The following is a 14,959-nucleotide window of genomic DNA, read 5'->3' as shown; positions in this document are numbered from 1 at the left end:
TCAGTGGCATAAGAAGCATGGTATTTCATCCGGTCCATTTTTGCACACTATAATAGTGTCGTCCCTTGGGCATGCATCAAAACAACATGAAAATGATGGCACCCGGGGATTTGATGTTCTATCCCTTGTGAGAAACTCCGTAACGTAATGCTTTAACACATCACAAGAAACAAAAACATGATGGGGCACGGTGCCTGCCTAAACCCACGCAAGCATAAGAAACGACACCTAAGCTTTTTACTAATTTCTTAGTCTTATGCTAGATAATAAGATTTATTACGTAGGATTTTAGTATACATATCGAGGCATATGTAGTTGCAATACTTTCAAGTGTTTTCGAATCAGGATCGTATTGCAATGATATGTTCCAGAGTTTTATAGGTGTACCCTTATAACATCTCCAGAAACTGCAAGACAGCTTGAACCTGTAATGCGTTCAATATCATCCTCAAAAGGCAAGTATATTGATCATGGCAGTAAACTTCACTTCTCATATAACGACCGACTATCCCGTAGCTGTACCTTTTTAAAATTAGTCACAGATTAGTTTCCTCTCGGAGTGCAGATAACCTTTATAAAGTCCGTGGGAAGATTATGAGATAGACTGTCATTGCTGTTAGGTAAGATTATAAATCCACTGTGCAGACTTACTAAGTATGGCAAATCGCTGATCGTAGTTTGTTTCGCGAGTGGTGCAGCACTAATTTGTCTAGTTACTTCACTTACCTTAACTAGGGTATTCAGAGTTAAAGATGGTTTGTGTAATGAATTCCATCAACAACGCCAACAAAGTTCCCACCGAGACCAACGCAAGCATAAGGAACAACGCCTAAACCTTCACTAAGAAGATCATAACAAGCATTGACCATTACGGAAGTAGAAGAAACCGCCCTGATCTCAACAACTTCACCCCCTTCAATAGTTTTAGCAAGCAACCCTGCTACTATGGTTTTTTCTTCAGGGGTTAGCTCCTGTACTAGGTCTTTAGCTACGGCTTTGGCGTTGTCGTTTGTAACAGGAGTTGGTGTCCCCCCATTGCTCGCGGCTATCGTAGATGTGGGCCAGTTCTTACTACCATCTCCTTTCAGGGTTGCACTGACAAAGTTCTTTAAAGTCTCCGCGACAGTTGAGCCACCGCTACTGTGGTTACCCGCAGCGCCACACACTGCAACCTCAGCTTTGCTAGCGCTGGAACCATTAGCAGTTTCCCCAGCATACTTCCCAAATTGGTTACTGCCCGATCCCTCCTTCTTCGTCTTACAAACCTTCCCATCAATACTGGGATGAGAAACCCCAACCGCCTTAGCAAACTGAACAAAGTCCTTCCCAGAGGTCTTAGCAAGAGCAGCGGTAAGCTTATCAGTTTGTCCAGTAACAACATCATAAGCTAACTCCTTAGCTAGTAGATATACTGTATCAGCTTCATCTTCCTTACTACCACTATCTCTAATACCCTTGGTCTTGAAGCGCTCGTAACCAATCTCAAGCTCAACCCTGGCACCACCAATACCATAACCAACACTGCCTTCCATAGCTACAAGCATGTTGTCCTTAAACCCAATCCGAGGATCAGGAGTGTTCCAGTCAAACTTGTGTGACTCTAGCTTTACACTCTTTCCATCCTTTAAGTATGGATATACTGCCTTTGTCTCTCCGTTACTCTCCCTTATACTAAAATCTCTTATCTTGCTAAACGCTGGACTGTAATCCAAACCAACATAGAAATATCCCGCACCACCAGTCTCCAAAGCGCTAACGTCATCATGAGCCCTGACATCATTCCCAGCCATGACTATAGCCATAGACATCATTACGCTTCCTAAAAATAGCTTACTTCTAGATCTCATATACTAACTCCCTAATAGAAGCGGGGTAAGTTTGACTTACCCCGCTTCCAACAAACCACCTTAAAAAGCAAACCTAACACCAAATTCCCCACCGACATAAGCCATGGAGAAGTTAGCAATAGCAGTATCCTTAGTACGACCCGCCGGACTAGTATCATCTACAAGACGTTGAGCCGGGAGATCATCATAAACACCATCTCCCACAACACGATGGTAAAAGCCACCCGCAAAAGCCGAGATTTCAGGAGAGAGCTGATAACTCAAGCCAGCCTTTAACCTATAAGCAAGCTTAGGAGTGATATGCCCATCAACAACACCCACGAAGTTTCCACCGAGACCAACACAAGCATAAGGAACAACGCCTAAACCTTCACTAAGAAGATCATAACAAGCATTAACCATCACAGAAGTAGAAGAGACAGCCCTGATTTCAACAACCTCTCCCCCTTCAATAGTTTTAGCAAGTAGCCCAGCTACTATGGTTTTTTCGTCACTATTAAGAGCTACTAGGTCTTTAGCTACAGCTGTCGCGTTGCTATTAGTAGGCCCAACAACGGTTTCGTTGCTTGTCGCGGTAGCAGCTCTACCCGTCGGCCAGTTTTTCCCTTCTCCTACCTTCACAGCCCCAACAAAGCCACTGAACGATTTAGGCCCCGTCGCAGCTGAGTCTGCCAGTCCGCTACACTGCGCCGTCTTGTGCGCATTCGTGTTACTTTCCTTCGCGTCGGCATCATAGTCCTTACCCTTGTTCGGTACCAACGCAGCATGCTTCCCACTACAAACCTTCCCATCAATGGTAGGGTGGGAAATTCCAACCGCCTTAGCAAACTGAACGATGTCCTTACCTGAGGTTTTGGCAAGAGCAGCAGCAAGGTTATCAGTCTGCCCAGTAACAACATCATAAGCTAACTCCTTAGCCAGTAGATATACTGTATCAGCTTCATCTTCCTTACTACCACTATCTCTAATACCCTTGGTCTTGAAGCGCTCGTAACCAATCTCAAGCTCAACCCTGGCACCACCAATACCATAACCAACACTGCCTTCCATAGCTACAAGCATGTTGTCCTTAAACCCAATCCGAGGATCAGGAGTGTTCCAGTCAAACTTGTGTGACTCTAGCTTTACACTCTTTCCATCCTTTAAGTATGGATATACTGCCTTTGTCTCTCCGTTACTCTCCCTTATACCCTTATATCTAATAATAGATTTCTAGATAACCTATCTCCAAATACGGCATGCGCTTTGTATTTAACTCCGAATTCCGAAGTGCGATATCTACTCCACAGTGCAGCTAACAAAACTAGCCTTGGTATGATTTGTTCGTCATCTAGAAAGAAGACTGTCGCGTTCTCCAGGGACTTCATCCTTCTCTTCAAAAGCATCGTGTCCAGCAATATTTGCTCCTAAAAGATTTGCATTCGCAAAATTTACGTCCTCTAACCTTGCATCGGTAAAGTCGGTAAAAGAAAGATTTGCACCCGTAAAATTCACTTTTGACAAGTGTGCATCATTGAATTTAACTCCAGCTAATACAGCGTTCGAAAAGTCTATGTCGTGTAAACTCATACCACTAAAGTCAAAGTAGGAATAATTCACGTCAAAGACTAGCTCACTTGAGAATAACTGCTCTAAAGCATCTATTGAACCTATAGCCCCTACAGGCGCACTGATTCCATTATCGACCACAAGAGTATTCTTGAATGTACAATCCCGGAACTTAGCCGCACTCATCGTGTTGCCGTGTATACTCGACCCTATAAATGCTGACTTTGAGAAAAGAATGCCAGCCATGTCGCTGCGAAAGAAATTCACCTTGTTCAAATTACTGTTGTAAAACCTAGCTTTATCAAACTGACTATTGTATATGATCAGGTCATTGAGCTGCGCATATGCCCATCTGGTATTGCGAGCTATAATACCGCTGTAAACAGATTTTGACGCCTTCGCCCCTTTCATATTAGCACTGGTAAAATCCACCTCTGACACGTTCACACCCTCTAACATCGCACCATGTAGTGATGCGGAACGCATATTTGATTTCGTTATGTTAGAATTTCTAATGACCGCATTGTTAAGTATGGCTAAGTTCATTTCGCTGTGAGAAACACGTCCTGAATCTAAAGATACTCCACGAAGATCTGAGGATTGTAGTATAGATTCTTCTATAGATGCACCGTTTAGAACACTATGTTGCAATATCGCATCTTTGAGGTTAACACCAACCAAAGACGTGTTTTCCAGCGTAGCCCTGCTGAGATCTGCATCACGTAGATCAGTGTAATAAACATCAGCAGAATACATGTTAACATTCTTGAGATTGGCTTTATATAAGCTTGCGGAACGGATGCTGGCCATCTCAAGGTTGGAAAAGCTGAGATCACTTCCTGTTAAATCTGCAAAATCCAGGTTAACAGCGTACATCATAGAGTGCTGCAATAAGGACTGCTGTATTCTTGCACTCCGTAAATTTGCACCAAAAAAGCTCACCTCTGTTAAGTCACTATTTTGAATCACAACGTTAGACGCTTCTGCATCCTGGAAGTTTGCTTTGCGTAGTGTGGACTCCGTTATAGAAACCAACGTAAGCTCCGCATTAGAAAAGGTCGCACCATACCCCGTCACCTTATCCAAAGATGCCATTTGCATATCAGAGCCTATGAATGAGGAGTATCCTATATCTGAAGACGTAATCTTAACTCCACTTAAGTCAGCTAGCGCTAAATTGGCAAACTTCAAATCCACATTTTCAAAGCGTGATTTATTGAGGTCCGTATTAGAGAAATCCGTGCCACGCATATCCGAGTTGGTAAAGACGGTATTCGAAATGTTACTGTGCCTAAAGCTAGCCTGCATGAGATTCACATCTTCAAAGATCGATCCTCTCATGTCCAATTCACTAAAATCCGCCCCGTAGAAATTGTTTCCAAATTCCTTAGAGAAATTAGGTGCAATCCCTTTGGCATCACATTTCGTAATGAAATCTTGAAAATCCTGACGGGTGTACGGAGTTTTCTTCATCCCCTCTACGTCTTTAATGAAAGAACTCCTCGGATCTTCCTCTGCCGTAGAGGCACATGCATTGGTGTATATAAAAATACCCGACAAAACAATGCAGACTGCGGTGCGGCTTATGCGGCAAAGTAACGAGCAAAACATCCAGCTGTATATACCAAAATTTACTTCACCCATAGCAAACACCAAAACAATACTTTTGTAAATCACACGCATTGTAGTGCGCAAAAGCTCAAAAAGTATTAACCCCTTTCACGGGCACACAGAGCCACATGGAAAAATGTGCATACAACAAAGACTCTCCAGCATGATTACCTCAATTTGGCATTTATAGATACAAGGAATGCTGCAGCAATCACAATTTTACTATGTTGTCACTTGCACATTTATAACGCATTGCACAAACTCCAAGAATAATTTTACATTGTAACGTTGTGCACCGTTGAGTCTTTTGGCATACGATAGCATTGTCAATCATAGGGTAGAACAGTGCGATTTGGCTCGATAATTTTTAAAATTTTTGGTTGCGTGTTTCCGTGTGCAATATTGCTAACGTTGGGCACATGGCAGATCTTACGTTTACAAGAGAAGTTGCATATAATTCATACTATGAGCGGTGCCATTGTTCCCTTACCTGAAGGGGATGATTTGCAATCTCATAACTATAAGCGTATTCAGGTACAAGGCACTTTTAAAACTACGTATTTCAGAGTTTTTGCTGGACGGGCGGGATATTATTTTCTGCAGCCTATGGAGCTCACCGACGGAAGACATGTGTTAATCAATCGAGGCACATTATCAGAGTATGCAAAAATTGATATACAGGATGCTTCAATGGACGAACAGGTCAGCGGCACTTTATACTGCACATTGAGTAGTAAAACAAAGTGGGTTGCTGCTAACAATGCCGATAAAAATCTTTGGTTTTGGTATGACATCGAAAGTATGTCAAAGCACATAGGGGTGCCCCTAGAAGATTGTATAATATGGGGGGATAAGACATCACTGCTGGATGGGCTACAGCCTAATAAGATGCCGCAAGTCAGAAATGATCATCTAGAGTACGCGATCACCTGGTATACCCTGGCTATGATATGGGTAGGGGGTTATATTTATTTTCTGAGAACAAGGCAGCGGTTGCGCAGTAGACCTCATAACCCAGAGTGATATGCCCATCAACCACGCCAACGAAGTTACCACCAAGACCAACGCAAGCATAAGGAACAATGTATAGTCTTCTCACTGATACCCCTGTCTTGGCTTTAATAATAAGATTTATTACTGAAGCTCTTGGGATACATAGATCTATATGTAATGCACATATTTATACTTCACAGAGTATTCGAAAGTAACTTCCTAACTCTTCATGGTGATGGTCTATGTGATTATACCAGTCTCTAAGAAGCACAATCTTACTCTAAAGTTATTTCATATAAGAAGATATCCTCGTATTGAAAGTATTGAGGTTGCTATGAGATTCTATTCTTAACTCTCGCATAATATGGTTCCCTATATCTCGCAAAACATTCAATCACACCCGAAATTAAGCGCAGACGTGTTAAGTAACTTGTTTTGGGTTCCTACAGAGGTATAAGAAGCTTTCCAAACCCCAAAAAAACTACCGTATATGATGAGATTACGTATGGCCTGATGAATTGTCCATCACAGAAGTAGAAGAAACTGCCCTAATTTCAACAACCTCACCGCCTTCAATAGTTTTAGCTAGTAACCCTGCTACTATGGTTTTTTCGTCACGATTAAGGTTTACTAGGTCTTTGGCTACGGCGTTGGCGTTGCCATTCGGTGTACCATCCTTTGTATTGGTGCTATGTATGCGTCCCGTGGGCCAGTTCTTATTCTCCAGCTCTACATCCTTAACGAACTTACTAAAGGATTTCCCACTCTGCCCACTACTGGCTAGATTGCTGCACTGTGCCGTCTTTGTGTTTCCATCCGGCTCTGCCTTGTATTCCGTTACGCTTCCTCCCGTGGAGCCCGCGGCATGAGTCCCACTACAAACCTTCCCATCGATCTTAGAATGAGCAATTCCAAGAGCATTGGCAAACTGAACGATATCTTTCCCAGAGGTCTTGGCAAGAGCAGCGGTAAGTTTATCAGTCTGCCCAGTAACAACATCATAAGCTAACTCCTTAGCTAGTAGATATACTGTATCAGCATCATCTTCCTTACTACCACTATCTCTAATACCCTTGGTCTTCCTTTTTAATAATAAGAGTTATTGCATAGGATCTTGGTATACCCAGAGATCCATATGTAATACACATACTTATACTGCACAGAGTATTCAAAAGTAACTTACTAATACTCAAGTAGTGCAGCTCTCTATAACTACAGGAACCTCAATTTCTAAAAATCACTATCTTGTTCTGAAGCTACTTCACACTTAAAGATATCCTCACAGTTAAGTATTGGGATAGCGTCTTCGCTACGAGATTCTATCGGTATAACTTCCTAATATCTCAGAGAATAACCCGGACATCCAAAGTGCACTCCATAACCTAAGTAGAAGAAACGGCCGTAATATTTAACCGTCACTACCTCAATTATTGCAGTACTATGTATATCCCTAGTTTTGTATTATGCACCTTATTACAAATAGTATTTATACTTGAACATACCCCTGAAAAGTATCTCCACTGTACCAGTCTTGTAGATATTTAAGACTTCAGTACGGTTTTGACTCATAAAGGTCATAGGTATATAGTATATTCTATAGCAGGGGCATGTGGTGTAAAGTTGCGCCGCAGTGGTCTTGGCATTTAGGTATATGAGAGGTGTTTTGTGCGGGTTTCCGAAACGTGTATAAACTCAGAGAATGATGTATTGAATATTTTGATGGAACGATCTGCGATCTTAAAGGGTCATTTCCTCCTTACTTCAGGTCTGCACACCGATACCTATATACAGTGTGCAAAGTTACATGAGGTACCTTCCGTGTGTGTGCTTTTGTGTGAGGCTTTGCTTAAAAAGGCACGCGCCAGTGGGCATGAAGACTTGCTCAATGTAGATGTTGTAGCGTCTCCCGCAATAGGAGGGCTGATGTTTGGATATGAAATAGCCCGGCAGCTTGGCGTGAATTTTGTATTTTTTGAGCGTGTTGATGGTTGTTTCACCTTACGTAGAGGCTTTAACGTTGCTGAGAATGCCAAGGTTCTAATTGTGGAAGACGTTATTACCACCGGTAAATCTTCTCTTGCAGTTATTAATGCAGTAACTGCTCTTGGGGGGAAGGTCGCAGGTGAATTGAGTATTGTTACGCGCGCCAAAGATGTGGACATGCCTGTGCCAGTAGTCAGTTTGCTGTCATTAGACATAAAGAATTACCGCGAAGAAGAAGTGCCTGACTTTTTAGCACAAATCCCTATCTCAAAGCCTGGCAGTAGTTTTATCAAATAAGCTGTTTTTGTGTAGATTGACACTATTCGTCAACATATTGTATTGGCAAGATGAGAGACGTAGGGAACTTTAGGAATATGAAAGAAAGGTATTCTCAGCAGGTATTGGTTCCTGAAGTTGGCGCACAGGGACAAAAGCGACTACTGAGTAGTTCAGTCTTGGTTGTAGGATGTGGAGGCCTCGGTAGCACTACGATTCCAATTCTTGCAGCAAGTGGAATTGGACGTCTTGTCCTATGTGATGACGATACAGTCAAGATTTCTAATCTCAACCGGCAAACGATATACAGAGAGGAAGACATTGGGTTGAGTAAAGTTGATGTGGCCACACGATTTGTGAACAAACTCAATAGAGACGTGGAAGTTATAGGGTTAAAGGCTGCTATAGGGCCACGCAACTTCAATACCGTACTTAATGATGTAGATATCGTAGTAGACTGCGTCGACAGATTAGCGGTGAAACTATTTCTAAACGATGCGTGTGTTGCAAAAAATAAAGTGCTTATACACAGTGTGGCAATAGGGTTTGTCGGTGAATTAATGGTTATCAATCCAGGAAAAAGCCCATGTTATCGTTGTTTTTTTGAGCAGCAACCTGTAAGTACGGATCTCAATTGTGCTCGTGCAGGCGTTATTGGTGCTACAGTTGGAGTGGTGGGAAGCATGGCTGCTGGTGAGGTGATTAAGCACGTAATTGGAGTCTCACAGCCCAATACAGGCAAGCTACATAGGATTGATCTGCTTAATCACAATTTTACTACATATGAGTTTTCTAAAAATCCAAAATGTATGTGTTGTGGGACAGATAGTACCACAGACCCATACGATTTAGAAAGTTATGAAGGTAAACTTAGGCAGCATGAATAAAACTGCTCGCTGTAAAATCCGCTCTTATAGCAAAAGTGAAGCTTATGCAGTCACATGCTAGTTACGAGGTATATGCAGTGCTAGCTATGGTTTCGTAAGTAACAGCGGCCGTTTATCCTACAGGCGGATGCATTGAGTTTCTACAAACTGAGGCTTCGTGCGAAAAAAGTATTTCTTTGTTAAATCTGCGCCCGCTTTACAAGCTACATGTGGTAGATAGCAGACGTTGAGCCGACAGATTGTCATAAATGCCATCTCCAACTCAAAGAGATAGATATAACTAACGATCCAGCAGCGCAACTTGAAATGGTAGAACGCTCTGGTAGGAAGACAGTTCCACAGATATTCATCGACGGAGAAAGCATTGGGGGATGTGACGATTTGTACGAGCTATATGAGTCAGGAAAACTAGAACTATAAGCTGGCAGCCATGTGAGATGTTGTAAGTACACTGATTCCGGAGACATTGGTAGGTGCGTCCTCAAAGCTGCAATTCTGATCTAAGCACCGCAGTTATTAGAAGTAAGCTATTATTAGGAAGCGTAATGATGTCGATGGCTATAGTCATGGCTGGGAATGATGTCAGGGCTCATGATGACGTTAGCGCTTTGGAGACTGGTGGTGCGGGATATTTCTATGTTGGCTTGGATTACAGTCCAGCGTTTAGCAAGATAAGAGATTTTAGTATAAGGGAGAGTAACGGAGAGACAAAGGCAGTATATCCATACTTAAAGGATGGAAAGAGTGTAAAGCTTGAGTCGCACAAGTTTGACTGGAACACACCTGATCCTCGGATTGGGTTTAAGGACAACATGCTTGTAGCTATGGAAGGCAGTGTTGGTTATGGTATTGGTGGTGCCAGGGTTGAGCTTGAGATTGGTTACGAGCGCTTCAAGACCAAGGGTATTAGAGATAGTGGTAGTAAGGAAGATGAAGCTGATACAGTATATCTACTAGCTAAGGAGTTAGCTTATGATGTTGTTACTGGACAGACTGATAAGCTTACCGCTGCTCTTGCCAAGACCTCCGGTAAAGATATCGTTCAGTTTGCTAAGGCGGTTGGGATTACCAATTCCACTATCGATGGGAAGGTTTGCGTGACAAAGAAGGGAAACGATACTCATGCGAAAAGTCATGGAGTATATGCAGATAAGACGGATCGGACAGCCGACACGAAGAATAAAACGGCACTCTGTGGAGGTAAAGGAGGTGCGGTTAGTGGTGGCAGCGGCTACGACAAAGACCAGACAACACCTCAGGTTTTAATGGACTTTGTGGCTAATACACTAAAAGATGGTAGCCAGAATTGGCCTACATCTAGTGCAAGTGACACAGGCACGCACAAACCAGCGCCTGAAACTAATGACAACGCCAAAGCCGTAGCTAAAGACCTAGTAGCTCTTAATAGTGACGAAAAAACCATAGTAGCAGGGTTACTAACTAAAACTATTGAAGGCGGTGAGGTTGTGGAAATCAGGGCCGTTTCTTCTACCTTCATAAGGATCAGAGACAAGTTGATATCACTTCTGCCCTTGTTAACTTGGGAATGGAAGATTGTACATAGCGTCTGTGCCGCGGGAGTACGTTACAGCAATCTGAGACTTTTGGTGCTATTATCAGGCACTTGGTTTATACCGGGGTAAGCTATTTAAGATATTATCTCAGATGTGAGAGAGGTTACATGTTGCTCATGTCGGTGAGATTAGGGCAGTTTCTTCCACTTCCGTTATGGTTAATTTCTGTGATGGCTTGTGAACTTCGGGTATGCTGGTTATTTTGAGGTATTAGGAAGTTACACCAATAGAATCTCACAGCGAAGATGTTGCCTCTATATTGCACTATGAAGATCTATTCCAGTTTCAAAAACACTGGTAAGTATTCTCATGATCTATAAATCGCTAGCTCAGTATAAAAGTATACGCAATAACTTTTATTATTAAAACAAGACCAAGGGTATTAGAGATAGTGGAAGTAAGGAAGATGAAGCTGATACAGTATATCTACTAGCTAAGGAGTTAGCTTATGATGTTGTTTCTGGGCAGACTGATAACCTTGCTGCTGCTCTGGCCAAAACCTCAGGTAAGGACATCGTTCAGTTTGCTAAGGCTGTTGGAATTTCCCACCCTACCATTGATGGGAAGGTTTGTACCAAGAGTCATATGAAGGGGACGGATAGTGCTACTAAATTCGACACAAACCTTACGTCCAGCGCTGATGCTAATACTACACAGTGCAGTGGATTAGCTAGTCCGGGGGAAAACAAGTTTAGTACCTTTGTTGAAGCTGTAAAACTACAAGATGGGACACATTGGCCTACGGGGAGTTATTCTACCGGAAGTGCTGGTGTTGCAAACTCACAAAATAGCAACGCCAAAGCCGTAGCTACAGACCTAGTAGCGCTTAATCCTGAAGAAAAAACGATAGTAGCAGGGTTACTAGCTAAGACTATTGAAGGGGGTGAAGTTGTTGAGATCAGGGCGGTTTCTTCTACTTCCGTAATGGTTAATGCTTGTTATGATCTTCTTAGTGAAGGTTTAGGCGTTGTTCCTTATGCTTGTGTTGGTTTAGGCGGTAACTTTGTGGGCGTTGTTGATGGGCATATCACAAACCACTCACTCTCTGCCCCTGTATGATCCCAAAATGTCTCTAGGCAAATCAGTGCTACATCACTTCAAAACAAACTACGATCAGCGATTTGCCAGACTTAGCAGGTCTGTACAGTGGCTTTATAATCTTACCTAGCATGCATAACATTCTATCTCATGATCTCCCCACGGACTTCATAAAGGTTATCTGTACTTCGAGGGAAGCTAATCTGTGTCTTATGCGGATAGTGTTTAGAACATAACTTCTAAGCTTGCTTATAGATTAAAGGCTGGGTTGAGTTATCAGCTCTCTCCTGAAATCTCGGCTTTTGCTGGAGGTTTCTACCTGCTTAAGAATCGCAGATGAGTTTCTCCAACCTATGCCATGGTTAACTTTGAGAATATTGGCCTCATGTGGCTAGATTACTAGCCAGAACCATAGAACAGCTTCTCACAGTTATACCTTGATCATCCCGTGACAATGTTTGAACTTTTTCCCAGAACCACAAGGACATCTGTCATTGCGCGCTATGCCACCAAATAACTGACTTGTTGAGTTATTTAAATTAATCATTCCATCATCAGGTTGTTGCTGCACTTCCAACTCAATATGAGCAAGCTTTTGGATTACCATCTCATAAAATCGAGAAAGCATTTTTTCAAGTAGATAGAAAGCCTCAATCTTAAATTCATTAAGCGGATCTTTCTGACCAACAGACCTCAAATTTATCCCGCATTTAAGACTATCCAAAGCCGCTAGATGATCAGTCCATAGATGGTCTAACGAAGTAATTAGCACGCGCCTCGCCGCAAAATCCCACAGATTCTCATCCTTATGCACAAACCCATCTGCTTTTTTCTTCAGAAGATCATCTGCAACCTTATCCAAATATGCTATAACCTCCTCCCTTGTCTCGAGAGCTGATAGAGCACCTATATCAAGCTCTATGCCATATATCCTGGTAACCTCTGCGGATAACTCTTCAGCAGTTTCTCTATGCCCTAAATCGCAATACTTCTCTTTGATAATGCGCGATACGATATCACAGTTAAGATTACTGTAAAAGGGCACCAAATCATATGTCTCTCTATCGAGAATCTGATTCCTTTGCGCAAATATTACCTTGCGCTGCTCATTGATTACATCGTCAAACCTGAGTAGCGATTTCCTAATGTCGTAATTTCTCGCCTCTACCTTTTTCTGCGCACGCTCAATGGCCCTATTAATCCATTTATGCTGTATAGCTTCACCCCTCTTCATTCCAAGACGCTTCAACATGCCTCGTACCTTGTCAGAGCCAAAAATACGCAGCAAACCATCTTCTAACGAAAGAAAGAACTTCGACAAGCCAGGATCACCCTGTCTACCAGACCGCCCGCGTAATTGATTATCAATACGCCTACTTTCGTGCCTCTCAGTCCCTATAATACAAAGCCCACCTGCCTGCATTACAATCTCTTTATCATGCTTCGCTTGCTCGATAATCTTATTTATCCTCTTCGCCCTCTCTTCCTCGTCTGTAATCCCTGCAAGCTCATTTCTGGCCAACATCTCAGGGTTTCCACCAAGCTTAATATCAGTACCACGCCCCGCCATATTAGTTGCTATAGTCACGGCACCCGGCTTCCCCGCCTGTGCTATTATGTAAGCTTCTTTTTCATGGTATCGTGCATTAAGTACGGAATGCTTTATACCACGCATCGTGAGTAACTTTGAGAGAAGCTCAGATTTCTCAATGCTTATAGTGCCTACAAGCGTAGGTTGCTTTCTCTTGTGACACTCAATAATGAAATCTATAACCGCTTCATATTTTTCTTCCTCAGTGCAGTATATGTCATCATCAAGATCAACACGCTGCACTGGCACATTGGTTGGAATCTGCATAACTTGTAAATTATACGTTCCAAGAAATTCATCAGCTTCCGTCTCAGCAGTACCTGTCATACCAGATAACCTTTTGTACATGCGGAAGTAATTCTGGAATGTCGTAGACGCAAGAGTTTGGTTCTCATTATTAATACGCACACCCTCCTTTGCTTCCAAGGCCTGATGCAACCCGTCAGAATAACGCCGACCATCCATCATACGACCGGTAAACTCATCAATTATTACGACACTACCGTTTTTTACGATGTAGTCCTTATCCGCAAAGTACAGCTTATGAGCCCGCAAAGCTTGCCCTACATAGTGCATCATAATAATATTCTCCGCGCTGTATAGCGAAGAACCCTCAGGGATTAACTGGTGCGATATCAATAACTGCTCAACTTTAAGAGCACCATCTTCAGTTAAAAATGCCGTCTTACTCTTTTCATCAATGTCATAATCTTCCTGCTCTAAATCTCTTACAAGAGCATCTACCTTTCCATATAACGAGCTGTCGCGCTCTACCGGACCCGATATTATGAGTGGAGTTCTCGACTCATCTATCAATATGGAGTCAACCTCATCAACGATAGCGTAGTTGTAGCCACGTTGAACCATATTTTCCCTACTGAATTTCATGTTATCACGCAGATAATCAAAACCCAGTTCGTTATTAGTAGAGTACAAAATATCACAATTATATGCAGCCTTCCGCGCCTCATCAGACGAACTGCTAGTGATACAACCTACACTTATACCCAGAGCACTATACAACTTCCCCATCCACTCTGAGTCACGCTCCGCCAAGTAGTCATTCACAGTAACTACGTGCACTCCCTTACTTTCAAGAGCATTTAGATATGCTGCAAGCGTTGCAACCAGCGTTTTCCCCTCACCAGTTTTCATCTCAGCAATCATGCCCCTGTGCAATGCAATGCCCCCTATGAGCTGCACATCGAAGTGACGCATGTCCAACACCCTACGCGAAGCCTCACGCACAACAGCAAACGCCGGCACAAGAAGATCATCCAGCGTAACAGTGCCCTCAGACAACATTTTCCGAAACTCACCGGTCTTTCCAAAAAGGGCTTCAGATGAAAGGGCCGCCATCTCCCCTTCCAGCGCGTTGATACTTTTTACTATCTTATGTACAGAAGCACCCTTAGCTCTGCTACTATAAGGCCAGAATACACGCTTCGCTATACTCAACATAAGCACGACTCAAGAATATCGGAGGGTGAATTATATGCTCAAGTCTTCAAAAGCACAACAGAATTGACTCGGTAATCAACTGCACTTCTACCGCAATTTTAAGCTCGACACAGAACAACGCAAAACGCATTAACTGTATATTTACCCAGT

At 42.7% G+C, this 14,959-nt stretch carries 9 protein-coding genes and 3 pseudogenes; 7 read left to right on the top strand and 5 right to left on the bottom strand.

The window, feature by feature from the left end; translation table 11 throughout:
* Positions 1 to 746 precede the first annotated feature (746 nt).
* The 3 genes and pseudogenes from APHWEB_RS03120 to APHWEB_RS03110 form a co-directional block, all read right to left on the bottom strand.
* Positions 747 to 1,847 (bottom strand): P44/Msp2 family outer membrane protein, encoded by a 1,101-nt coding sequence (locus APHWEB_RS03120; RefSeq protein WP_011451214.1) that lies wholly within the window; start codon positions 1,845 to 1,847, stop codon positions 747 to 749.
* 60 nt (positions 1,848 to 1,907) lie between these two features.
* Positions 1,908 to 3,056: pseudogene (locus APHWEB_RS03115) on the bottom strand (P44/Msp2 family outer membrane protein); the annotation flags it as partial.
* A 117-nt stretch (positions 3,057 to 3,173) separates the two neighbouring features.
* Entirely contained in the window at positions 3,174 to 5,048 is a 1,875-nt protein-coding gene (locus tag APHWEB_RS03110; RefSeq protein ID WP_245265810.1) for a pentapeptide repeat-containing protein, read from the bottom strand.
* A 303-nt stretch (positions 5,049 to 5,351) separates the two neighbouring features.
* On the opposite strand from APHWEB_RS03110, the gene APHWEB_RS03105 reads away from it, so the two are divergent.
* On the top strand, positions 5,352 to 6,029 hold the full coding sequence (locus APHWEB_RS03105; protein WP_011451217.1) for an SURF1 family protein: 678 nt from the start codon (positions 5,352 to 5,354) through the stop codon (positions 6,027 to 6,029).
* Positions 6,030 to 6,513: 484 nt separating this feature from the next.
* Here the strand turns inward: APHWEB_RS03105 and APHWEB_RS06910 are convergent.
* Positions 6,514 to 7,080 (bottom strand): annotated as a pseudogene (locus APHWEB_RS06910) (P44/Msp2 family outer membrane protein); the annotation flags it as partial.
* A gap of 584 nt (positions 7,081 to 7,664) precedes the next feature.
* Here APHWEB_RS06910 and pyrE point away from each other — a divergent pair.
* From pyrE to APHWEB_RS07145, 6 genes and pseudogenes are all read left to right on the top strand, one after another.
* Positions 7,665 to 8,279, top strand: a complete 615-nt coding sequence (pyrE, locus tag APHWEB_RS03100) for an orotate phosphoribosyltransferase (protein ID WP_011451219.1) — start codon at positions 7,665 to 7,667, stop codon at positions 8,277 to 8,279.
* Between the two features lie 77 nt (positions 8,280 to 8,356).
* Positions 8,357 to 9,145, top strand: coding sequence for a HesA/MoeB/ThiF family protein (locus tag APHWEB_RS03095; RefSeq protein WP_011451220.1), 789 nt, complete (start codon positions 8,357 to 8,359; stop codon positions 9,143 to 9,145).
* A 216-nt stretch (positions 9,146 to 9,361) separates the two neighbouring features.
* Positions 9,362 to 9,565, top strand: a complete 204-nt coding sequence (locus APHWEB_RS06905; protein WP_080502913.1) for a glutaredoxin domain-containing protein — start codon at positions 9,362 to 9,364, stop codon at positions 9,563 to 9,565.
* 125 nt (positions 9,566 to 9,690) lie between these two features.
* The gene (locus APHWEB_RS03090; RefSeq protein WP_080651082.1) at positions 9,691 to 10,788 is read left to right on the top strand and encodes a P44/Msp2 family outer membrane protein; all 1,098 of its coding nucleotides are present in this window, start codon (positions 9,691 to 9,693) and stop codon (positions 10,786 to 10,788) included.
* A 300-nt stretch (positions 10,789 to 11,088) separates the two neighbouring features.
* Positions 11,089 to 11,778 (top strand): annotated as a pseudogene (locus APHWEB_RS03085) (P44/Msp2 family outer membrane protein); the annotation flags it as partial.
* Positions 11,779 to 11,989: 211 nt separating this feature from the next.
* Positions 11,990 to 12,097: a P44/Msp2 family outer membrane protein gene (locus APHWEB_RS07145; protein WP_080502940.1), complete on the top strand. Its 108-nt coding sequence runs from the start codon at positions 11,990 to 11,992 to the stop codon at positions 12,095 to 12,097.
* 90 nt (positions 12,098 to 12,187) lie between these two features.
* On the opposite strand, the gene secA is transcribed toward APHWEB_RS07145, so the two are convergent.
* On the bottom strand, positions 12,188 to 14,809 hold the full coding sequence (gene secA / locus APHWEB_RS03080; protein WP_011451223.1) for a preprotein translocase subunit SecA: 2,622 nt from the start codon (positions 14,807 to 14,809) through the stop codon (positions 12,188 to 12,190).
* Between the last annotated feature and the right edge of the window lie 150 nt (positions 14,810 to 14,959).

Source organism: Anaplasma phagocytophilum str. Webster, from assembly GCF_000964685.1.
Taxonomy (GTDB): domain Bacteria; phylum Pseudomonadota; class Alphaproteobacteria; order Rickettsiales; family Anaplasmataceae; genus Anaplasma; species Anaplasma phagocytophilum.
This window is presented reverse-complemented; position numbering and strand designations above follow the sequence as displayed.